The sequence below is a fragment of the Rhodothermales bacterium genome (assembly GCA_017643395.1).
In the GTDB taxonomy this organism is placed as follows: domain Bacteria; phylum Bacteroidota; class Rhodothermia; order Rhodothermales; family UBA10348; genus JABDJZ01.
On the sequence record JAEPNP010000001.1, the window covers coordinates 959457 to 982844 of the forward strand.

Consider the following 23388-nt stretch of genomic DNA (forward strand, 5'->3'; position numbering starts at 1 on the left):
ACTACGTGCTCGTGCGTAGTCTTCTTCGGAAGGATACCGGAAGCGATTCAGAGAGGCGATTTCCGATGGGGCGGGCGTGTGTTTCCACACAACGCGCATTTTTTTGTGGGTTTGGGTTGTGAGAAACTGTGGACAATATGAGGTTGCGAATGGGGATTTGTACTGCGATTTTAGGATCAAGCCCAGCAGGCCCCTGAACAATTTTCGGCTCCAGGTTCCGGTATAGCCGTTATGCAGGTGTCTCGTGGCCCCCGACAAGCAGGGGCGCTCCCGAAGGCCGGGCCTACTCCCAATCACGCCCCCCGTTAGTACCCACCGCCGCGCGCATGGCCCCTCTCTGCCTGTGCCCGCGCGGGACGCATCGTCGACAACATGCCGGAGAACCAGGACGCACAACTATTCCACGGAGAACTGTTAACAACTGAGCGCGCCGGGCCGGAGCCCGCCACCGAGAAGAAGGAGGAACAGGGCGTCAGTAGCGGTCTGCGTATCGGCCGCGTGTTTTCGACCGAGGGTCAGGATCCGTTTGAAAGCGTAACGTGGGAGTCGCGGGAAGCAGCGATACGCAACCAGCACGGGCAGGCCATCTTCGAGCAGAAGGATGTCGAATTCCCGACGTCATGGAGTCAGTTGTCGACAAACGTCGTCGCCAGCAAGTACTTCTACGGCGATGTCGCTTTCAGCGGTCAGGATCCGGCCAAAGGAGGTCGTGAGTCCTCGCTGCGCCAGCTCATCCACCGGGTCACGCGCACCATCGCGGACTGGGGCACGGAGCAGGGCTACTTCGCCAGTGAGGAAGACGGCCAGACCTTCTACGATGAGCTCACGTGGCTGTGCGTCAATCAGCACGGCGCATTCAACAGCCCCGTCTGGTTCAATGTCGGCCTGAGCCACCAGTACGGTATCAAGGACACCGGGGGCAAGACCCTTCATGGTTGGGACGGCCGCACCAAACGTGTCAAAGCCGTAGACCCGTACCAGCGGCCACAGGCTTCGGCCTGCTTCATCATCTCGGTCGAGGACTCCATCGACGACATCTGGCAGCTGATGTCGGAGAGCGCCCGCCTGTTCAAGTTCGGTTCCGGCGTCGGCGCCGACTGGTCCAAGCTGCGTTCTTCACACGAGATGCTCTCCGGCGGAGGCGTGCCGTCCGGACCGGTGTCCTTCATGAAGGTGCAGGACGCCACAGGCGGCACCATCAAGTCGGGCGGCAAGACGCGACGCGCGGCGATCATGCAGACCCTGAAGGTCTGGCACCCGGACATCCTCGAGTTCGTGGACGCCAAGCAGGAGGAGGAAAAGAAAGCCTGGGCCCTCATCGAGGAAGGCTACGACGGATCCTTCAATGGACCGGCCTACGGGAGCGTGGCGTTCCAGAACGTGAACCAGTCGGTTCGTGTGACCGATACGTTCATGCAGGCTGCGGAGGACGGCACGGCCTTCTCGCTGAATGCGGTCACCGACGGCAGCACCGTAGATCAGATCGATGCGACGGACGCCCTCGGCCGCATCGCCCAGGGCACCTGGGTATGTGGCGACCCGGGTATGCAGTATGAGGACACCATCCAGCGCTGGCATACCTGCAAGAACTCGGGGCCGATCAACTCCAGCAATCCGTGCTCGGAGTACATGTTCTTGGATGACTCCGCCTGCAATCTGGCCAGTCTGAATCTGCGCAAGTTCCAGGATGAGGACGGTTCCTTCAACGTGGAGCGCTTCAGAGCAGCCAGCCGCCTGTACATCACGGCGATGGAAATTCTGGTGGACAACGCTGGCTATCCCTCGGCGCGCATCGCCCGGAACAGCCATGCGTATCGGCCGCTTGGGCTCGGATTCGCCAACCTGGGCGCGCTGCTGATGTCGATGGGCCTGCCCTACGACTCGGACGCAGGCCGGGCCGTGGCCGGAGCAATCATGGCCATCGAACACTGCGAAGCGTACGCCCGCAGCGCGGAGATCGCCGGCATCGACGCCATCGGCACGTTCGAAGGGTTCGATCGCAACCGCGAGCCGTTCATGGAGGTCATGCGCATGCACCGCGATGCGGTCGCGGATATCGACTCGTCATGCCCCATGTACCTGCTGAACGCAGCGCATGAGAGCGCCGAGCGCATGCTGCAGCTTGGTGAGCAGCACGGATACCGCAACGCTCAGGCCACGGTGCTCGCCCCGACTGGCACCATCGCGTTCATGATGGACTGCGATACCACGGGTATTGAGCCGGACATCGCACTTGTGAAGTACAAGCTGCTCGCCGGCAAGGGTGACGGCATGCTAAAGATCGTCAACCGGACCGTGCCGCTGGCGCTGCAGGAGCTCGGCTACGACCAGGAGGCCACCGACGCGATCATGGCCTTCGTCGAGGAGAACGACACCATCGAAGGCGCGCCAGGTCTCAAGGATGAGCACCTCTCCGTCTTTGACTGCGCCTTCAAGCCGTTCAAGGGTACGCGCTCCATTCATCACAGCGCACACCTCAAGATGATGGCGGCTTGCCAGCCGTTCATCTCCGGCGCCATCTCCAAGACGGTGAATATGCCGGAGGAGTCGACGGCCGAGGAGATTGCAGAGGCCTACTCCATGGGATGGAAGCTGGGCCTGAAGGCTGTGGCCATCTATCGCGAGAACTCCAAGCGCAGCCAGCCGCTTTCGACTTCAAAGGGCGGCAATACCAAGGGTGCCGCCGAGCCCTCCGGTGACGGTATGGCGACGGATGAGCCGCAGGTCATCGAGCGAATCGTGGAGCGCGTGATTCATACGGCAGAGCGCCGCCGTCTTCCCGATGAACGCCCGAGCATCACGCACAAGTTCTCGATAGCCGGTCACGAGGGCTACCTGCACATCGGCCAGTACCCGGACACCCGGATGCCCGGTGAGATCTTCATCACCATGGCCAAGCAGGGCTCGACCATCTCCGGTCTGATGGACGCGTTTGCCACGTCCATCTCCCTGGCGCTGCAATACGGTGTGCCGCTGGAGGATCTCTGCAACAAGTTCAGCCACATGCGCTTCGAGCCGAGCGGCTTTACGAACAACCGGCAGATCCCCATCGCCAAGTCCATCATGGACTACATCTTCCGCTATCTGGAGCTCAAGTTTCTGGGTCAGGAAGAGCAGAAGCCCGTAGCTGATCCGGTAGCCAGCCAGGTTCAGGCCGCCGGACCCGCCTCGGACATTGCGCAGGCCGACATGTTTGACGGCGCATCGGACAAGCCCCTGGTAGGCGCCACCGTCGAGGCCTTCCTCGGCGAACCCGAAACGGCGGCACAGCCTGCCCTGGCCGCTGTCTCTTCTTCGGGAGGCGGCTTCCAGAATCAGGAAGACGCTCCGCCCTGCTCCAATTGCGGTTCCATCACAGTTCGGGCTGGGTCCTGCTACTCGTGCCCGAACTGCGGCAACACGAGCGGCTGCGGATAAGCCGCAACGAAACACCTCAGGGTACCTGCTTCTGTCGGGTGCCCGCTTCACGGGGAGCGCCCGGTCCTAGGTGGGAGGACCGGGCGCCTTTTTTTGGGCGATGCGCGGCGTGCTCACCCCGGGCAATAGTCGACTCCTCCGCGGCGTTACCTGGAAACATGTAGGCCGGGCGGGGTTGAACCTCGCCTCCATCCACCACCCACAAGTAGTGTGTTGAGTAACGTCTGGCGCGAATATGGTGCCATCGCGGTACTGCTCGTAGTTGCCATCGGCGGGTACCTCTTCCTGTCGCGTTCGGAAGAGGATCTGATGGCCCGCGCGCTGGAGACCGTCTCCGATCATCTGTTGGCACTGGTGCCGGAGCAGGATCGCGACAGGACCCTGGCCTCCCTGGAGGAGTTCGAGCGCCGCGCGGCGGAGGGCGAGGTGCCCCCGGAACAGATCGAATGGTTGGCTGCCAGCGTTCTGAACCTGTCCAGTTCGGGCTCCTCTCTCGCCTCTGAGGAGGCTGAGATGATGGTATCCCTTGCTCTCAACGATTCGCCGCTTCTGCCGGAGCCCGCTGTCAGCCGTCAGGCGCCTCCCAGGCCACCAAGTACCCCTGTACAGAAGTCCAGGAAAAAGGACCTCCTGGAGTCAGCAGGGCGTGTTTCCGAGATGTTTAACGTGCTGACGGAAGTCAAGGGGTGGAGTGGTCAGGACAGCACATTTCGGGATGCACCGCCGGTGCGATTCTACTCAGACCGGGGATTGCGTGCCGTGGTCGATGAGCGACTCCGGGGAGAGGTAGAACGGGCTGAGCGCTTTGACCGTGCGCGGCAGGAATCGCTGGTTGCCTGGCAGTCACGGCTGGCCGAGAGTGTCGAGGCGGAGGCGGAACGCAAAGCCGTGATGGCTCAGGAACTGGGCCAGCTTTGGGCAGCGGTCAAGGACAGCATGATTCAGGAGGCCGCGCAGTTGGAGAAGCTCGCAACCATGCGCAGCCTGGAGTCACGGGGCTTCATGTTTGGCCCGGAGATGGAATCCCTTGCGGTCGATCTCGAGGGCCAACTCAAATCAAGGATCGGTGGCGGTGCTTTCAGTCTTTCCGTCGGGCAGGACGGTCAGTTGCGCCTGGAGAGCAGAGGCACCGGAACCTCCGGTCGCACGTCGACCGCATCGCGAGCAAACGCGCAATCGTCGAACTAGGGTCTACGGGAAGATTCCCATCTCTTCGTAGGCGACGGCAATCTTGTTGATTGCCACGACGAAGGCGGCGGTGCGCAGGTCGGTCTTTTCAGCTCGCGCCGTGCGGGCGATCTGGTGGTAGGCCGAGATCATGGTCTCTTCCAGACCGCTGTTTACGAGATCCACCTCGTCTCCGCCGGAAACCGCCTCCTCAACGAGCTTATCGTCCAGCTTGACGCCGGTGGCTTTCTCGATGGCCCGGAGGACGCGCTCGCTGCTTGATTGCGCGAACCGCTTGTTCATACGTCCGAAGCGAACATGGCTGAGGTTGCGAAGCCATTCAAAGTAGGAGACGGTGACACCGCCGGCGTTCAGATACACATCCGGAAGGATCAGAACGCCCTTTTCCAGCAGGATGGCGTCTCCATCCGCCGTTACCGGCCCATTCGCGCCCTCACCAATGATTTTCGCCTTGATGCGGCTTGCGTTGTCGGTGGTTATCTGACCCTCAAGGGCGGCCGGCACAAGGATGTCACAGGGCAACTCAAGCGCATCCGATGACGCCTTCAGATCTGTTGCACCCGGGAATCCCAGGATCGACCCGGTCGACTTACGGTGCGCAACTACCGCCTTGACGTCGAGCCCCGCCGGGTTGTGGATCGCGCCCTCGTACTCGGCCAGGGCGACGATTTTTGCACCTCCTTCCTGCAGATAGAGGGCGGCGTGATACCCCACATTGCCGAGGCCCTGCACGACCGCAGTTTTGTCGTCAAGGCCGGTGCTGAGGCCCAGAGCGTCCATGGCCTCCTTGTCCCGACACGCTTCGCGAATCCCGAAGAAGACGCCCCGGCCGGTGGCCTCGGTACGCCCATGGATGCCCCCCTGTCCGATGGGCTTTCCAGTCACACACGCCAGCGCGTCGAGGGGATCATCCGTAAATGAGTTGTAGGTATCCAGTATCCAGGCCATCTCCTTGCCTGAAGTACCATAGTCAGGCGCAGGCACATCCACGCCGGGACCGATCAGGTTCTTTTTCAGCATCTCGTAGGTCAGCCGCCTCGTGATGCGCTCGATCTCGGTGGTCGAATAGTCCCGCCGATCAATTTTGACACCACCCTTGGCTCCCCCGAACGGCACGTCGACAATCGCGCACTTGAAGGTCATGAGCGTAGCCAGGGCGATCACCTCATCCTCGTTGACGCTGGGTGCGTAGCGAATTCCACCCTTGACCGGCAGCTTGTGATGGCTGTGCTCAGCCCTCCAGGCTTTCACCACGCCGATGGAGCCATCGTCCCTCTTGAGAGGGAATTCCATGGCGTACACGGAGTTGCAGATTCGGATCTGCGCCAGGAGACCCGGGGAGTGCCGGGTGTGCGCGCCGGCCTTCTCGTACATGCGATAGACCTGATCCAGGAAGCTGACGTTGCTCATCGTTGGTGCTGACTTGCGCGTGACGGAGAGCACAAACGGTACTGCCGGTCCCCGCATCCGGGCAAGGGCTCGTCGCTTTATCTTCCGGCCATGCAGTCTCCCCTCTATGTGCTGCTGGGGCACCCGGTGGCACATTCCCTGTCTCCGGCAATTCATAACACGGCACTGGCCGAAATCGGGCTGGCCGGGCGGTACGAAGCATGGGACGTGAGCCCGCAGGAAGTGGGGAGCGTGCTCCGGGATTGGCGCGGGAGTGCGGTGGCCGGTGCCAACGTCACGGTGCCGCACAAACAGGCTGTGATTCCGTTTCTGACCGAGCTCTCTCCAGCTGCGAGCCAGATCGGAGCTGTTAACACGATCGTTGTTTCCGGTGACCAGAGGATCGGACACAACACCGACTTTGCGGGCTTCCTTCAGCCCCTGACCGAGTCCCACGAGAAGGTCCTGATACTCGGTGCCGGAGGATCGGCCAGAGCTGTTCTTTACGCGCTCTGCCAGCACACGGATGCACGACATGTCGTGGTGTGTTCCCGCAAGACACAAAGATCAAGACTGCTCATTGACTCGATGGACTCCATGTGCGTTACTGCATCCGTTGCGCCCTGGGAAAAACGAACCGAGCTGGCACCGCTCGCGGATCTCGTGGTCAACACTACACCGGTGGGCATGGCGCCCCACGCGGACTCCAGCCCGCTGGAGGCTGTGAACTGGCGTGCCGAGCAAACGGTGTACGATCTGATCTATACCCCTCGACCCACTCGACTCTTGACGCAGGCCGCTTCATGCGGTGCCACCATCATTGATGGCCTGGCCATGCTGATTGGCCAGGCGGACGCGGCTTTCCGTCTCTGGACGGGACATGCGATGCCCCTGCCCGCGGTACGCCATGCAGTCGAGGCGGCTCTCAGTCCCTCAACGAAGTGACCCTTCCGCTTCCGGATCTCGACGAAAAGTCGCTCCAGGTACAGCCCCTCGCCAGGGCAGACACCATTCCCAGCTCGTGGTACGTGCACCCTGGTTTTCACCGTTTTGACCAGCAGCACGTGCTGGCCCGCGGATGGCAATACGTGTGTGCAGAGACACAATTGACCGAGCCGGGCCAGTATGTATCCGAGATCATCGCGGGCGAGCCCATCGTTTTGGTGCGGGACGACCAGGGCAGGCTGAGGGCCTGGTTCAATGTGTGCAAACACCGGGGTGGACCGCTGGTTACCGATGCCTGTGGGCACACGCGCATGTTGCAGTGCAAGTACCACGGGTGGACGTATCGGCTGGACGGCTCCCTGCGCGGCGTGCCGCGATTCGACAGAACCGAGCTGTTCGACAAGCGGGACTTCGGCCTGCGGGAGGCCCGGATAGTGGCCTGGCAGGGCATGGTGTTCGTGTGCCTGCAGGAAGAGCCCGATGTCGGATTTGAGGATTACGTCAGCGGAATAGCGGAGCGCATCCATCCCATCCGACTTTCCGAACTCCGGTTTGAGCAGCGCCAGGTCTACGATGTGGCCTGCAACTGGAAGGTGTATGTGGACAACTATCTCGAGGGCTACCACCTCCCCCTGGTCCATCCGGAGCTCTGTGACGTGCTTGACTACCGCAACTACGTGACCGAGACCTATCCCTCTTACTCGTTGCAGTACAGCCCGTTACAGGAAGGCGAGAACCCGTACGGCAGCACAGAGGGGGAGGCCTTCTACTACTGCCTGTTTCCCAACTTCATGCTGAACATCCTGCCCGGGCGAGTGCAGGTGAACAGCGTGGTGCCGGTTTCTCACGATAGGTGCCAGGTCATCTTCGACTACTACTTCCGGGAGGGCACGCCGCAGACCGTGATTGACGAAGACGTGTCGTTCAGTGACAAGGTGCAGGCCGAAGACGTCGAGATCTGCGAGTTCGTACAGCGCGGGCTGGCCTCCAGCGCCTACGACAAGGGCCGCTTCTCGGCGGATGCGGAGCCTGGGGTCTACCACTTCCAAAGCATTCTGAAGGGGGCCTACAAGCGAGCGATGGAGCGGGAGCGCGGAGTGCCCGCGTAGCGCGTCGGGGGGCGCGGAGTGCCCGCCCTGGTCGTTTGGAGCCAAGTGCCGCCTATCGATCCCTGCCCGGCCGGTAGGTGCGCACGGCCGCCGCCCTCACCTCCTCCTCCGTGAACGGCGTTTCTTTCAGCTGCCGCTGCACAAAGAGCTCGGCCTGATCGGCATAGTGCGGACTCTCAGGCCTCGAAATGGCGCTGCCGAACACGTTGATGCTCTCCGAGCGCACGGGTCCATCCTGGTCGAAGGCGGCCAGAAGGACGTACGAATCACCCTGAAAGCCGACAAGACGCCCGTCCTCGGACCGGTTGCCATAGACCGCATGCAGCACGTCCGGTGCACCCCCAAGACCAAGGTCCACGTCACCGCGACGCAGTCGGTTTACCTCCGCCCACGTGGGGGTCAACGTGCCGTGGTGCTCGAGCAGCCAGGCAGCCGTTTCCCGCAACCGAGTCATCAGCGCCGTGGTGGATATCGCCTCACCGTACTGGTCCAGGAAGGGTCGCAGCGTGCCAACGGCCAGAGCGGCCTCCCGGTTGTCGGGATCGGTGCCGAGGTCCCAACCCGCCAGCACGGCTACCGCCTCCCGGGCCAGCGAATCGCCCGGAGACGCAAAGCGCAGTTGCCGCACAAGGCGCGCCGCGCGCGACTCGACGGCATAGCGCATGTCGTACTTGTAGGCCTTGAACTCCTCCCAGGTCACGTCCGTGTCCGCCGAGAAGAGCTCCAGCGCGCGCATGGCGCGGTTGGTCTGATGCGTCTCAATGCCGGCCGAGGTCGGGAAGTCCAGCACAGACGGATCCGCTTCCGTCCCGGTGGCCAGGAAGGGCGTGCTGTTGGCATTCTGCACAAAGCCCACCTCCGGGTTCACGACCCGCGGCAGATCCTCGAAAGGGAGATACTCCTGCCAGATGGCCACGCTTGAATCTCCACGCGCCCTGCCGGACCAGTCAAACCCCGGTTCACGGATGGGGATGCGAGCGTTGTACAGATACTGTATTTGCCCCTCGCGGTCTGCATAGACCGTGTTGAATACCGGGATGGCCTGGCGGGACATAGCCGCTTGCCATTCCTCCATGGTCGTGGCCCGATTCATCGCGTACCACTGGGCTACCTGTCCCGCATCGCCCCATCCGCTGAATCGAACGGCGACGGCGCCTGTGTCAGACCGCACCACCGGCCCGTGCGCAGACCAGGTCAGGTCGCGATCGAAGGTCCACTCCAGCATGCCGACCAGGCGAACCGGGATGTTGGCCTGTTCTTTCAGGAAAGGCACCCATTCGCCGTCCTGCAGATAGAGGTCCGGATTCTCGGGATGAACCGTGAGGGTGTAGAGATCCACGACATCCGGGTTGTTGACCGTGTGGGCCCATCCCAGGTGCTGGTTGTGTCCGTGAAGGATTACGGGAGACCCGGGAAACGTGCCTCCCAGCATGTTCAGACCTTCGCGACTCATGAGGTGAGCCTCGTACCACGCAACGGGTCCTGTCCAGGGCTGATGGGAGTTCACGGCCAGATAGGTCCGACCATCCGCGGTGCGGGAAGGAGCGACGGCAAAGGCGTTGGAGCCGGTCGCTTCGGTGGAGTCCGGCGGATCTGCCCCCAGGTCGGCCTCCTCAAACAGGGTTGCGAGAACACGTTCCAATCCGAAGAAAAGAGGTGTCTTGTGCACAAAGCCCGCCACGACATCCCTACCCGTCATCGGCCAGATCCCCCGCAAGGCTTCGTCGGCATGTTGGGCGGCGTACACGTTGAGCCCGTCGGCATAGGCATCACACAGCGCCTTGGTCGCCGAGTCCATGGCAGCGTAGCCCTCCTCGGTGATCTGCTCAACCCGAAGCAAGGCCACCATGTAGTCATTCGGACCGCCTTCAGAACCCAGCATGCTCGCCAGTCGGCCACGCGCCGCCACAAGGGAGCCCTGAATGGTGGTGAAGTCGTCCTCTGCGTGCGCGTAGGCCAGTCCGAACGCCGCGTCGGCGTCTGTTTCTCCGAGGATGTGCGGTACGCCCCATTCGTCCCGCATGATTTCCACGTCATACAGGTCCGCGCGCTCGGCCAGTTCTGAAGGCACTTTTCCCTGACTGCGAATCTGATGCGCCATGAAGTACGCAATCAGGAACGCGATCAGGATGTACAGCCACCGGCGGCGAATACTCATGACGAGTGCGGCTTGGGGACGGCACCGCCCGTGTCCAGACGCGTACCAAAGAGCATGAAGATAGCCCTCGCCCAGATCAATCCGACCGTTGGCGACCTCATCGGCAACGCGGAGCGCATTCTGACATTTGCGCGCCGGGCCGCAGAGCAGGGTGCCGACCTGGCGGTATTCCCGGAGTTGTGCGTAACGGGGTATCCCCCGCTGGATCTTCTGGAAAACGAGGCCTTCCTGGACCGCGCTCAGGAGACCATGCAGCGCATCGCCGCGGACGCACCCCCGGGACTCGGTCTGGTGCTGGGCGGTCCGGTCCGGAATCCGTCGCCCGTCGGCAAGCGGTTGCAGAACGTAGCGGTTCTGTTTGAAGACGGACGGGAATTGGGGCGCGCCGTAAAGGTGCTACTTCCGACCTATGACGTCTTCGATGAGTATCGCTACTTCGAACCCGGCCGGACTGCCGATCCCATCGAATTCCGAGGTGTGCGCCTGGGCCTGCACGTCTGCGAGGACATGTGGAATAACGAGGAGCAGGCGGATTACCATCTCTACGCGGCCAACCCGATTGACGAACTCGCCGAACGGGGGGTCGACGTTTTCGTGAACATCTCTGCCTCCCCCTTCTCGCACGGCAAACACGCCCGTCGCTGCGAGGTGCTTGAGGAGATCTGCCAGGAGCACGGCAAGCCCTTCGTGCTGGTCAACCAGGTCGGTGCGAACACCGAGGTGCTCTTTGACGGGGACAGTCGGGTGCACCACGCCGACGGATCGCTCGCTGCTTGCGCTCCCTCGTTCGAAGAGTCCATGGTCATCTGGGACTCCGAAGCCCCCAGCGTGCCGTGCAGCATGCCACATGACCGCATTGCAGACATGCATGATGCGCTCGTCATGGGTATTCGGGACTACGTGCGCAAGACGGGGGCATTCGAACGCGCATTGATTGGCCTGTCCGGTGGGATCGACTCCGCCGTGACTGCCGCGCTTGCGGTGGAGGCCCTTGGGGGCGATGCGGTAGATGGCATAACGATGCCGTCCCGATTCTCTTCAGGCGGCTCGGTGGAGGATTCCCGGGTGCTGGCGGAGAACCTCGGCATGCGCTTCCACGAGATTGCCATCGCCCGCGCCGTTGACGCGTTCGAATCCATGCTGGAGCCCCTGTTCGACGGCACCGAATTCGGCGTTGCGGAGGAAAACATCCAGGCGCGCTCTCGCGGCGTCACGCTGATGGCCATCTCCAACAAGTTCGGACACCTCCTGCTGACTACGGGCAACAAGAGCGAATTGTCGGTGGGTTACGCCACGCTTTACGGTGACATGAGCGGTGGGCTGGCTGTGCTGGCAGATGTCTTCAAAATGGACGTATACGCACTCGCCAGGTACATCAATCAGCGCGCAGGCCGCGAGCTTATTCCCGAAAGCACAATCACCAAGCCACCGTCCGCGGAGCTTCGACCCGATCAAAAGGACTCGGACTCACTTCCCGAATATGACGTCCTGGACGCGATCCTCGAACGCTATGTCGAGGGTCTCCAGGACGTGGATCGCATCGAAGCGGAGACCGGCTTCGACCGTGCACTCATAGAGCGTATCCTGCGCATGGTGGACCGCAATGAGTACAAACGCAGACAGGCACCGCCAGGTCTGCGGGTCTCTGCGAAAGCCTTCGGGATGGGACGCCGCCTGCCCATCGTCATGAAACCCTCCTACAGATCCGCGCCCGTCCATGATTGAGCGCCTCGCCGGCCGGCTGGTCGAAAAACGGCCCACCGAGATCGTAATCGATGTGCGGGGCGTGGGCTACGGACTGCTGATTCCCACGTCGACGTTCGAGGCGCTCTCCAAGATCGGCTCCGACACGGAAGTGTTCACACACCTGCATGTTCGGGAAGACATTCTCCAGCTGTACGGGTTCGCCTCCCGCAACGAACGCACTGTATTCCGCATCATGCTCGCCGTATCGGGAGTGGGTCCCAAGCTGGCCCTCGCCGCGCTTTCTGCCATGCGGCCCGGAGAGATCCGTCGACACGTGCTGGCGGGAGATGCCGGATTCCTGACCCGGATTCCCGGTGTCGGCAAGAAGACGGCGGAGCGGCTGGTCATCGAGTTGCGTGATCGCCTGGCCAAAGTAGATCTGGGCGATGGGACCTCCGACGACACCGACGCGGCAGAGGGTGTGAACGATGCGCTCGCGGCCCTGGAAGCGCTGGGCTTCTCCCGCTCGGCTGCCGACAAGGCGGTGCGCAGCGTGCTCAAGTCGAATCCGGAAGCAACCAGTGCGGAAGCGTTGATTCGACTGGCCTTGCGCGACCAGTAGGCAGTCCGGATCCAGCGGGTCCTGACCCCGCTTCCCGACGGGATCCGCTCCGGAGCGGGGCAGCCGTATTCCGGATCCGTTCGGCGCGCATGCCGTGGCCAAAAGATCTGTAATGGCTACGTTTCCGCATGCTCAGGCGCATGCCCTATATCCTGGCGCCGGCCATGCTGCTCGCAGGATCGGCCCTCGCCCAGATCCCTCCGCCACCGGCCGCCTGCCCGACCGGCACGGCCGTGGGCTGGCTGGAGGGCAGGGATGTGCGCGCTCCCGTGTTCAACACCGGCTCCCTATTCTGGCGTGACCAGGGTTCGCCCAACACCTACACCGACGGCGCCGGGAGGAATCAGATCCTCGCTGCGAGCCTGTGGGTTGCTGCCCAATTTGAGGGCTTCCTGTACATGGCCGGCTCCATGCTCGGGCCGCACGAGTTCTGGCCGGGGCCTCTGGACGAATTTGGCCTGCCGCCGGCTGACTGCTCGCCCTACGATCGGGTCTGGGAGATCCGGCGATCGGACATCCAGGAGTTCGAGCGAACTGGTGTAGTGACCGAACGGCTTCGGGACTGGCCTGTCTGGGCCGGCGCCCCGGTGACTGATGGCGATGGCGATCCGCACAACTATGATGTGGCGGCGGGCGACCGTCCCGCGCTGCTGGGCGACCAGATGCTGTGGTGGGTGATGAATGACCGGGCCGGGGACCATGTGGCTTCCCAGGCCACTCCCCTACAGGTACAGGTCGAGGGCAGCGCATTTTCCTTTGACCGGGAAGGGGCTCTAGGCCGCACCACGTTCTATCGCTTTCGCATCAAGCGCAGCGGTTTACTGCCGTTCAATCAAGCCCACGTCGGTCTGTTCGTCTATGGAGGCCTCGGGGACGTGTTCGACGATTACGCGGGGTCCGACACGACGGCAAACATGGGCTACTTCTACAACGCCGACAACGACGACGCGGTGTTCGGGGAATCCCCGCCTGCGGTAGGCATCGGCATCCTTCGGGGCTCCGGGCCGGACGGTGCAGCGGACGGCGGGGATACCCGTTCCCTGGACGCGCGACGCATGACCTCCATGTTCACGTTCGGCTCGGAATGCATGCGGACCTCGGTGATCGCTGGGTGCGATGCCACCTACCCACATGGTCGGGGGGTCGGCTACTACAACATGATGCGTGGGCGCTGGCCGTGGGGAGAGCCCGTCACACTGGGCCACTCTCGCCATCCGTCGCAACCTACCCCCCTTATGTATCCGGGCAGCCCGCCAGAGTATTGGAGTGAAGCCAACTGGGACGGAAATGGCTCGGCGCTGCCGCCAGGTGACCGGAAGATTGTGGTGGCGACGGGCCCGTTCACGATCGTGCCCGACCAGGAGAGCGAAGTAGTTTTTGCCATCGTTACGGCCCGAGGCCGGGACAACTTCGACTCGGTACGGGCGCTGCGCGACGACATGAGCTTCGTGCAGAGCCGAGCCGCCGTGATTCTCACCCCGCTGGGCCCCGGAGAAGACCGGTCCGTGCCCGAGACTTTTCCCTTGGCGGCGTCAGGCATCTTTCCAAATCCTGTCACCACCGAGGCATTTGTTACGCTGTCCCTGCCTGAGGCCCTGCCCGTCACGCTCGATGTGGTAGACATGCTTGGCCGGCGTGTGGCGGTACCCGTTTTCCGCACGTTCGAAGCCGGCGAACATCGGCTACGTGTCGATGCGTCGGAACTGACCAACGGTGTGTGGGCCTGGCAGCTTCGCGCCGGCCGATTTAGCACCTCAGGGACGTTTGTGGTGGCTCGTTGATGGTGGTGCGGTGAATCCCGAGGCGACCGCGGGCACTCGGGGAACCGCTTGAGGCACAGGCGTTTGGGCGGCGACCAACTCCCAGCCCATCGTCCGAATGAACCTCCGAAACATCGCCATTGTGGCCCATGTGGACCACGGCAAGACCACGCTCGTGGATGCCATGCTCTGGCAGAGCGGCACGTTCCGGCAGGGCCAGGATGTGCAGGAGCGCGTCATGGACTCCATGGATCTGGAGCGGGAGAAGGGCATCACCATCATGGCCAAGAACACGGCCGTGGTGTATGAGGGCACGCACATCAATATTGTGGACACGCCTGGTCACGCGGACTTTGGTGGTGAGGTCGAGCGCACCCTGCGCATGGTGGACGGCATCATGCTCCTGGTCGATGCGGCTGAGGGTCCCCTGCCGCAGACGCGGTTCGTGCTCTCCAAGGCGCTGGAGTTGGGTCTGCCCGCCATCGTGGTGATCAACAAGATTGATCGCGGGGACGCCCGGCCCGAAGAGGTACTGAACGAGGTCTATGACCTGTTTATCGACCTGGACGCGGACGACTCGCAGATCGAGTTTCCGGTGGTCTTTGCCGTGGCACGCGACGGAAAGTGCACCGTCAATCTTGGCGAGGAACTGACTGACCTGCGCCCGCTCTTCGATACCATCATCGACGCCGTGCCCGCACCGGTCGGAGATGCTGAAGGGTCACTCCAGGTGCTGGTCACCAACGTGCAGCCGGACAACTACCGCGGTCCGGTGGCGATTGCCCGCGTCATGCAGGGCACGCTCAAGAATCGGCAGCGCGTCAGCATGTGTCATCGAGACGGCACGTTCACCCAGGCGTCGGTGACCGCGCTGTTCGGCTACCAGGGGCTGCAGCGCGTCGAGATCGACAGCGCCGGACCGGGCGACATCGTAGCGATCGCCGGCATGTCGGGCATCGGTCTGGGCGAGAGCATCGCCGACGCCGAAGAGCCGCAGCCGCTGCCGCCGCTGCACGTGGACGAGCCGACGATGTCCATGGAGTTTCGCATCAACGACTCGCCGTTCTCCGGCCGCGAGGGCAAGTACGTCACCAGCCGCAACCTGCGCGACCGCCTGTTCAAGGAGGCGGAAACCAACCTGGCGATGCGCATCGAGGAGACCGACACGCCGGACAGCTACCTGGTCTACGGTCGCGGTGAGCTGCAGATGGCGATTCTCATCGAGCAGATGCGGCGTGAGGGTTTTGAGTTCTCGGTCGGCATGCCTCGGGTGATCACCAAGGAGATCGACGGCAAGCGCTGCGAGCCCTACGAACTCGCCCTGATCGATGTGGCCGAGGACTACATGGGCACGGTCGTGCAGAAGCTGGGCACGCGGCGCGGCGTCATGACGAAGATGGTCAATCACGGCTCGGGACGCGTGCGGCTCGAGTTCGAGATTCCAAGTCGCGGACTGATTGGTTACCGAACCGAATTCATGACGGACACCAAGGGCACGGGCATTCTGACCCACCTGTTTGACAAATTCCGGCCGTGGGCGGGCGAAATAGCCCATCGCGCGACAGGTGCCCTGATTTCGGACCGCAACGGCAAGGTCACCGGCTACGCTGCCCTGAACCTGCAGGAGCGTGGTGAGCTGTTTGTCAGTCCCGGCGATCCGGTATATGCGGGGCTGATTGTCGGCGAGAATGCGCGCGACGTGGACCTCGAGGTGAACATCACCAAGGAGAAGAAGCTGACGAACATGCGGGCGGCCTCGGCCGATGCCTTCGAGAAGCTGATCCCGGCCCGCAAAATGTCCCTGGAGGCCAGCATCGAGTTCATCCGTGATGACGAACTGCTGGAGATCACGCCGGAAAGCGTGCGTCTGCGCAAGCGCTATCTGGATCCGCACGAGCGCAAGAAGGCGGATCAGCTCCGCACCCAGGCCGCGCTGTCCTGAGTGTTCCGCGCAGAGCCTAGTCGGCCAGCACCAGAGTGCGCGTGGCCGAATGTTCGGCCGTGGTGATGCGCACCGCATACAGGCCGGCCGCGAGTCCATCGACCGGAAGACCCAGTCCGGGATGGCTTCCCGTGGCGAGGTATTCCCGCTGCATTGCCACCTGGCGGCCCATCACGTCAAAGACTTCCACGAGCACATCGCCCGGATGGGCAAGCTCGACCCGGGCACGTGCCACCCCGGAAGAGGGATTGGGATAGACGTCCAGCGTCACCGAGGCAACTGGGACGTCCGGCGATTCCGTGTTGGTGACGCCGGCGTCGTGCACCCATATTCCTGAGCCGTACGTGCCCGCATAGGCGTTGCCGCTGGCGTCGAAGGCCAGCGACGTGACCCGTCGGGCGTTCTCCATACCGCCCGTCACAGGCTGCCACGCACCGTTGCGACCAAGTCGGTACACACCGTTTCCGAATGAGCCCATGAACATGGTGCCGTCCGGATCGAAGGCGATCGCGCGGATGTCCTCGCTGCCCGAGAGACCATTCGTCATCGGGCTCCACGTCTGGCCGCCGTCTGAAGACCGCATGACGCCGAAGTAGCGGGTGCCCGCGTACAGCCGATCATCCGGGGAACGGGCGAAGACCTGCGCCTCGAAATAGGGCGTAGCCGGGCTGGTGAGACGAACCCACCCGGTTTGGCCACCTGGCCGCATGAACGAGTCGTAGGTGCCTCCTGCGAAAATGGTGCCCGCCTGATCCACACCAATCGCAATCACGTCACGTGCGGCCTGATCGGGTCCGATCAGCGGATACGACGTCCAGTTCTGACCGCGCAGGTGGTACACCCCTTCGTGGTAGCCTACAAAGAGCTCACCATTGGGGCCCGGCAGCACGTCGCGAACGGGCGGGGACCCGGGGGGGCCCAGTGCTTCCCAGGTCTCCTCCACCAGATCGTACCGGAACAGCCCGTTCAAGGTGCCGTCGAGGAGCCGACCATCCGTATCGAACGCCAGACTCTGGGCCGGCTTGACCGACTCCGCCAGGTCATCCAGCAATGTCCAGGTAGAACCCTGGTCCCGTGACAGGAAGACGCCGCCGAGTGTCGCGGCGAAGAGCCCATCGTTCGGGCCGATTGCGATATCCCGGATGGCGCTCTGCAGGCCCGTATTGGATGCTTCCCACGTCGTGCCGCGATTTCCCGTGCGCAATACGCCTCGGCCGTACGTGCCGGCGATAACCGTGGAACCGGATGCGGCGATGCCGTGCACGGTGGTGCTTGTTTGGGCGATGGGACTCCAGGTGGAGCCTTCGTCGTCAGAGCGGTAGACGTACCGAAACCCGCCGAAGTACAGGCGGCCTTGCTCATCCTCGGCCATGCCGCCCGCGCGGATCGGATCTGTCTGAGGCTGCACACACGTCCATATCCTGCCGGCATTCCGCGTGCGGAACAGCGTGCAGCCTCCACGGATGGGGCTGGTGCCGGCGTACACATCTCCGGTCGAGGTGACGAACAGCACGTCCGTATCCCAGGTAGTCATACCGCCCGATGCCCAGTCCCAACTGACACCCCGGTCGGGCGACTTGTAGACGCCTTCGGAGGTTGCGGCATACAGGACCCCGTTGTGGTCAACGGCGACGTCCCGGATGTTGAGTGTGCGATCGTCGACGCTGAATATCTGCCAGGACGATCCGGAGTTTTCCGAGCGAAGCACGCCCCGAATCGTGCCCGCATACACGGTGCCGTCCTCCGCCTGCGTAATGGCCTGCACCCATGGGTCCGGCGTGCTCATCTGCTGCCAACCGTTCGCGCCTTGCCAGCGTTTGAACACACCGCCGCCGTAGGTGGCGAGCAAAGCGGACCCGTCGGCGAGGCGAAGAACCTCGCGGGAATCGATGCCTGAGGCGGTGATCCCGTCGTTTTCCAGCGCCCAGGTCGCGCCGGCGTCATCCGAGTAGAAAAGGCCGCTTACCGTCGCCGCATAGAACCCTTCGGGCGTCGCCGCGATGCCATGCACGATCGTGCCGCCGAACGGACCTGTCGCCGGCCGCCAGTAGTCCTGCGCCGTCGCCGTGCCGGCGAGCAGAACTGATAGAAAAAGCAGGGTTTTGCGCATGGATTCGCTCCGAAAGGGCGTGACTAGCCGCATTCAGTATCGACCGTCGAAGCGCGGATTAAATCCCGGGGGGGCGGGCGGGCGGCAGTGGACTCCGGCGGGCGCCGCGGCTGCGGGGGCGGGCGGGCGCCGGCGGGCGCGCTGTGGGCGCGCGGTGGGCTGCGGCAGCCAAGGTGGAATCAACCCGCCCGTTTCCATGTGCGTCTCAGCAAGATCCGGGGAGATATGGAATAAGCCCCGATTCTCCACTCCGACGGCCGCGCGCGGCTGGCGCTTGTGGAATCGGGCCCCGATAGTCCACTTCGAGGGTTTGACGGCCGAAAAGGAGCCCGCCGCACTCGCCAGCCCGCCAGCCTCGCCAGCCCGGCCCACCGCCTAAATCAGATTGGCCTTCTCCGCAGCCTTTCGCAGCTCCTCTTCCTCAAAACGGGTAAGCCCGCTGGGGATCTTGACGACGATCTCCACAAACAGGTCACCTGTAGCTGACTCGGTCTCCACCCCTTGCTCGCGCAGTCGCAGTCGCTCCCCGGGCTGCGTGCCCTTGGGGATGTTGAGCTTCAGCTTTCGCCCATACGGCGTGCTCAACGCGCGCGATCCTCCCAGCATCGCCTCGAACACAGTCACTTCGACCTTGGTGTGCAGGTCGTTGCCGTCTCGCCGAAAGTTGCCGTCCGGGCGGACCTTGAACCGCACATAGAGCTCCCGCTGCTGGCCGGCCACCTTGCGCTTCAGCCGCACCTTATAGCCGTCTGCCACCCCTTTCGGAAACGGCACACGCACCTTGGAGCCGTCCGGAAGCGTCAGCTCGACCTTGCCGCCTTCCAGCGACTCATCGAACGTCAGAACCACCTCTGTCTCAGGCTCCACACGGCGGGCACCAGCTGCGCCATCGCCACCAAAGAACCGTCCGAAGAGATCGCCGAATCCACCAAGCGGATCCTGCTCGCCGCTGCCGGAACCAGGTCCCTCGCGCTCCATGCGCACGTACGTACCGTCCGGCGAGCGGTAGAATCGCCCGCCGTTCCCGGTGGTGAACGCGTCGCCGAACGCGGATCCAAACGGATGCTTGCGGGCTCGATCATACTGGGCCCGCTTGGCCGAATCCGACAGGGTTTCGTACGCCTCCTGGACCTCCTTGAACCGCTCCTCGGAGGAGGAGTCGCTCTGGTTGCGATCCGGGTGGTACTTCCGCGCCAGCGAGCGAAAAGCCTTCTTGATCTCATCGGCGGAAGCGGTCTCCCCCACTCCGAGAATCTTGTAGTAGTCTTTCAGTGCCGGCATTCGATGCGCGCGTCGCCTGTGGTATTATCTGACAAAACTGCCGACCAGCACGCGTTGCGCGTCCAGGAATCCTGTCAATCCCTGCATTCCTGTCAGTCGGAAGTCTCCATCCAAGACCGGGCATAAAGCGTGCCATCCGTGACCCCCATCCAGAAGGTTCTCGTCGCCAATCGCGGAGAGATTGCCGTGCGTGTGATGCGCACCTGTCGCGAACTGGGCATCAGGACCGTTGCCGTCTATAGCGAGCCGGATCAGGCGGCCATGCACGTGCGCTTTGCCGACGAGGCGTATTGCGTGGGACCCGCGCCCTCTGCGCAGTCCTACCTGCGCATGCAGCGCATTCTGGATGTTGCACTCATGACGGGCACCGATGCCATCCACCCGGGGTACGGATTTCTGAGCGAGAATGCCGAATTCGCCGAGGCCTGTCAGGAGGCAGGGGTACGCTTCATCGGTCCGCCTCCCGCTGCCATCAGGGCGATGGGAGACAAGACCGCGGCACGAGCCCTGATGGAGAAAGCCGGCGTACCCATGGCTCCGGGTACGGTCGATGCGGTCTCCGACTCGGAACAGGCCCTGGAGATTGCGCGCGATATCGGCTTCCCCGTGCTCATCAAGGCCGCCGCCGGTGGCGGTGGCAAGGGCATGCGCATCGTGCATGAGGAGGGTGATTTCGTGCGGTCCATGGACGCCGCAGCCCGCGAGGCGACTTCCGCCTTTGGTGACGGCCGGGTGTTCATCGAGAAGTTTATCCAGGAGCCAAAACACATCGAGTTTCAGGTGCTTGCCGACATGCACGGCACCTGCCTGCACCTGTTCGAGCGGGAATGCACCATCCAGAGGCGCCACCAGAAAGTGGTGGAGGAGGCACCGGCGGCCGGCATGCGGCCAGAGCTCCGGGAGGCGATGGCGCAGGCTGCGGTCAGCGCGGCCCGAAGCTGCGGATACGTCGGCGCCGGAACGGTGGAGTTTCTCCTGGACACGGACGGTTCGTTCTACTTCATGGAAATGAACACGCGGCTACAGGTGGAGCATCCGGTTACGGAGTGGATCACCGGCACGGACCTGGTGGCCGAGCAAATCCGGATCGCGGAAGGACGTGCGCTCTCGCTGAAACAGGAGGACCTGCAGATTCACGGGCACGCGGTCGAGTGCAGGGTGTACGCCGAGAACCCGGCGACGGGCTTTCTACCGGACCCTGGCCGTCTCAAGGTGCACCGGCCCGCCTCGGGACCCGGCGTGCGCGTAGATGCAGGCGTAGAAGAGGGCGATGAGGTCCAGATCCACTATGACCCCATGATCTCCAAGCTCACCGCGTGGGCGCCGACCCGACGCGAAGCGATCGCCCGAATGGTCCGCGCCATCGACGAGTATGAGGTGGCCGGCGTGGAGACCACACTCCCGTTTTGCCGGTTTGTTATGCAGCACGAAGCCTTCGCGTCCGGCGCGTTTTCGACGCGGTTCGTGGAGCGCCACTTCGATCCGGAGTTGATCTCGCCGACGGGCGATGCGGAGCTGCTGGCTGCGTTCGCGGCGCACCAGGCCAAAGCCTCCGGCCGGGCGGACCCGGTGACGGCCACCGCGGCCAACGGCCACAGATCAGAGTGGGCGCGGAGACGGCGGGACTGAGCTGCTTCGTCGCCAACCGCGGCCCTAGATCCAGGTTGATTCAGTCCGCAGCCCTTGCTGTTCGAGCACCTCGGTGACGGCCCGCACCGCTTCGCGGCAACCGCGTGTGCCCATCGGATCTCCGAATGGCTCGAGCGCTACGTAAATCCCGGACTCCTTTTTACGCGCCTTGACCAGGAGTTCCTGGCGCAGGTCCGCCTCCTCGACCACGACCTCGAAAAGCACCTCCTTGCCGTCCAGACTCCGGTAGGCCTGCGCCACCACCACGACGCCGCCGTCGAATCGGCGCACATGCTTATCCATAGTGGAAACTGCGTGCAAATCTCCCTGCATCAGCGCATGCTGCATGGCTTCAACAACGGTCCTGGGCTCCGGAGCCGCCGGACGTGCCGTCGGCCGGAATACCACGTGATAGATGGGGCGCTCCTGGTCCTGCCACTTGAGCGCATACTTGGTGCGCAGGGTCTCCGCCGGCGGCGGAAGCACCTCCTCCGAGAACACGCCGGAGTCTGCGGCTGACGCACGAGCAAACTGAAAATATTCCTTATGGTCGGTGGTCAGCATGAGATCACCGTCGGCCTGAAGACGATTCGCGGCCATGCGGAAGAATCTCGGCTGCAGGAGCCGATTCGACACCTGCCTGCGACGCGGCCACGGATCCGGGAAGTTGACGTAGATCCTGCGCACGGAGTCCTCCGTCAGGAAGTCCCGGACCAACATGCGGCCGTGGCCGCGATACAGCCGTACGTTGCGCACGTTCTCCCTGTGCATGCGTCGAAACGCGCGCGACACGGAAGCCAGGGAGATCTCCACGCCGAGGGTGTTCCACTCGGGGTGTAGCCGATCCAGTTCCACCAGAAACCGCCCGTCCCCAAAGCCAATCTCGACTACAAGCGGCCCGTCCCGCTCAAACAGCGCCTGGGGGCCCTGTCCGAAGTCCTTCTTTCGCAGCAGAACGCCGCCGTCGTAGCGCATCAAAGGCCGCCTGCCGGCTTCTGCGGGAGGTATTCCAGCGGCACAGGCGTTCCTCGACCGTCGAAGCCCCAACTCGTGATCCAGAAGCGCTCACCGTCCCAGACCATCTCGATCGAGTTGATGCCCTGCCCACCAACGGGGCCGTCCGGGGTGCTCTTCCACTCGTAGGTCGACCACACGTGCACGGTCGATCCGTGCTGGCGGACCTGGCGAGCAATCTCGTATTCGAAGAACCCGTTCTGCTGCACCGGCCCGCTGCGCTCATGCCATTCGCTGATGGTCACCGGACGAATGGCTACCGAATCGCCCACTGCGCCGGTGATCACCACGAGCGCGCCCGGGATATGAAGAGACTTGTCCCGATCCCAGTCGCGCGCAGATCCGGCCGCCCCAGACACCACTTCGTAGTAGGCACGCATGATGCCGTCCAGTGTGGACACGTCAGCCGAGTCCGGTACCGGCCACTCCTGCGCGGACGTGGAGACCGCCAGGGACCCCATCGCCAGAGAGAGAACGAACAAGCGGGCGATCATGCTTCCTCGTCCTCAGGCTCGCGCAGGCCGAGTTCACGGTCAATCATGAAGAGCGCCTCACCGGCCTGTCCGGCCAGCCGGATGCTGTCAATGATGCCCTCGGCGTTTTCCTCCTCTTCCACCTGCTCGTCAATGAACCAGTGCAGCAGGGTCTGCAGCGGATAGTCGCGCTCCGCCTGGGCGACCTCGTACAGGTCGTGAATGCACTTGGTGATATGCTGCTCGTGGGCGAGGGACTGTTCGAAGGCGTCGAGGATGTTGTCAAAGGAGACGGTCGGCGCTTCGAGTCCTTCAAGCACGGGATTCTCCCCGCGGCGGATCAGGAAATCGAAGAACTTCATGGCGTGCATGACCTCCTCGCGCGCCTGATTGCGCATCCATGCAGCCGCGCCTGGCAACTTCAGAGCCTCAAATCTGGCCGACATGGCCAGGTAGATGTACGAAGACTGAAATTCTTCTCGTATCTGGCGATTGACCGCCTCGACTACTTTTTGCTTCATGGGTCCGTGTTTTCGACGAGGTGCAAGGTACGTACCCCTGACGGGCCCCCGGCAACCAATCCAGGGGCCGCAGGTATGAAGCGACCGAAAAAACCCGACTGGATGCGCCTGAGCTACTGTACCTGAGTTCTGAATCAACCGAAC

Annotated in this window: 16 protein-coding genes; 9 read left to right on the top strand and 7 right to left on the bottom strand. The window is 63.2% G+C overall.

What is annotated here, in order from left to right; all coding sequences use genetic code 11:
• The first annotated feature begins 372 nt into the window (after positions 1-372).
• Together JJ896_03770 and JJ896_03775 are read left to right on the top strand one after the other, a co-directional pair.
• Positions 373-3417 (top strand): vitamin B12-dependent ribonucleotide reductase, encoded by a 3045-nt coding sequence (locus tag JJ896_03770; GenBank protein ID MBO6778753.1) that lies wholly within the window; start codon positions 373-375, stop codon positions 3415-3417.
• Between the two features lie 213 nt (positions 3418-3630).
• Complete coding sequence (locus JJ896_03775; GenBank protein ID MBO6778754.1) at positions 3631-4605, top strand: hypothetical protein; 975 nt, start codon at positions 3631-3633, stop codon at positions 4603-4605.
• Positions 4606-4608: 3 nt separating this feature from the next.
• Here JJ896_03775 and JJ896_03780 read toward each other — a convergent pair whose 3' ends face one another.
• Positions 4609-6015, bottom strand: a complete 1407-nt coding sequence (locus tag JJ896_03780) for a Glu/Leu/Phe/Val dehydrogenase (GenBank protein MBO6778755.1) — start codon at positions 6013-6015, stop codon at positions 4609-4611.
• A 90-nt stretch (positions 6016-6105) separates the two neighbouring features.
• Between JJ896_03780 and JJ896_03785 the strand changes: the two genes are divergently transcribed.
• Complete coding sequence (locus tag JJ896_03785; protein MBO6778756.1) at positions 6106-6939, top strand: shikimate dehydrogenase; 834 nt, start codon at positions 6106-6108, stop codon at positions 6937-6939.
• Positions 6936-8048 (top strand): Rieske 2Fe-2S domain-containing protein, encoded by a 1113-nt coding sequence (locus JJ896_03790; GenBank protein ID MBO6778757.1) that lies wholly within the window; start codon positions 6936-6938, stop codon positions 8046-8048. The genes JJ896_03785 and JJ896_03790 overlap by 4 nt, the downstream gene beginning before the upstream one ends.
• 52 nt (positions 8049-8100) lie before the next feature.
• Here the strand turns inward: JJ896_03790 and JJ896_03795 are convergent, their stop codons facing one another.
• Positions 8101-10206 carry an acylase gene (locus JJ896_03795; protein MBO6778758.1) on the bottom strand — a complete coding sequence of 702 codons (2106 nt, stop codon included), beginning with the start codon at positions 10204-10206 and terminating at the stop codon, positions 8101-8103.
• Between the two features lie 54 nt (positions 10207-10260).
• On the opposite strand from JJ896_03795, the gene JJ896_03800 reads away from it, so the two are divergent.
• The 4 genes from JJ896_03800 to typA all read left to right on the top strand — a co-directional run bounded on the left by JJ896_03800 (position 10261) and on the right by typA (position 16216).
• Positions 10261-11931 carry an NAD+ synthase gene (locus JJ896_03800; GenBank protein ID MBO6778759.1) on the top strand — a complete coding sequence of 557 codons (1671 nt, stop codon included), beginning with the start codon at positions 10261-10263 and terminating at the stop codon, positions 11929-11931.
• Positions 11924-12514, top strand: a complete 591-nt coding sequence (ruvA, locus tag JJ896_03805; GenBank protein ID MBO6778760.1) for a Holliday junction branch migration protein RuvA — start codon at positions 11924-11926, stop codon at positions 12512-12514. The genes JJ896_03800 and ruvA overlap by 8 nt, the downstream gene beginning before the upstream one ends.
• A gap of 140 nt (positions 12515-12654) precedes the next feature.
• On the top strand, positions 12655-14295 hold the full coding sequence (locus tag JJ896_03810; GenBank protein MBO6778761.1) for a hypothetical protein: 1641 nt from the start codon (positions 12655-12657) through the stop codon (positions 14293-14295).
• Positions 14296-14392: 97 nt separating this feature from the next.
• Positions 14393-16216 (top strand): translational GTPase TypA, encoded by a 1824-nt coding sequence (gene typA, locus JJ896_03815; GenBank protein MBO6778762.1) that lies wholly within the window; start codon positions 14393-14395, stop codon positions 16214-16216.
• Positions 16217-16232: 16 nt separating this feature from the next.
• Here typA and JJ896_03820 read toward each other — a convergent pair whose 3' ends face one another.
• Both JJ896_03820 and JJ896_03825 read right to left on the bottom strand, forming a co-directional pair.
• Positions 16233-18326, bottom strand: a complete 2094-nt coding sequence (locus JJ896_03820) for a T9SS type A sorting domain-containing protein (GenBank protein MBO6778763.1) — start codon at positions 18324-18326, stop codon at positions 16233-16235.
• A 375-nt stretch (positions 18327-18701) separates the two neighbouring features.
• Positions 18702-19607: a J domain-containing protein gene (locus JJ896_03825; GenBank protein ID MBO6778764.1), complete on the bottom strand. Its 906-nt coding sequence runs from the start codon at positions 19605-19607 to the stop codon at positions 18702-18704.
• Positions 19608-19745: 138 nt separating this feature from the next.
• On the opposite strand from JJ896_03825, the gene accC reads away from it, so the two are divergent.
• Positions 19746-21236, top strand: a complete 1491-nt coding sequence (accC, locus tag JJ896_03830; GenBank protein ID MBO6778765.1) for an acetyl-CoA carboxylase biotin carboxylase subunit — start codon at positions 19746-19748, stop codon at positions 21234-21236.
• Positions 21237-21260: 24 nt separating this feature from the next.
• Here the strand turns inward: accC and trmB are convergent, their stop codons facing one another.
• From trmB to JJ896_03845, 3 genes are read right to left on the bottom strand one after another with little or no spacing between them, the layout of a single operon-like run.
• Positions 21261-22211, bottom strand: a complete 951-nt coding sequence (gene trmB / locus JJ896_03835) for a tRNA (guanosine(46)-N7)-methyltransferase TrmB (protein ID MBO6778766.1) — start codon at positions 22209-22211, stop codon at positions 21261-21263.
• Entirely contained in the window at positions 22211-22744 is a 534-nt protein-coding gene (locus tag JJ896_03840; protein ID MBO6778767.1) for a hypothetical protein, read from the bottom strand. The genes trmB and JJ896_03840 overlap by 1 nt, the downstream gene beginning before the upstream one ends.
• Positions 22741-23244 (bottom strand): ferritin, encoded by a 504-nt coding sequence (locus tag JJ896_03845; protein ID MBO6778768.1) that lies wholly within the window; start codon positions 23242-23244, stop codon positions 22741-22743. The genes JJ896_03840 and JJ896_03845 overlap by 4 nt, the downstream gene beginning before the upstream one ends.
• Positions 23245-23388: the final 144 nt, after the last annotated feature.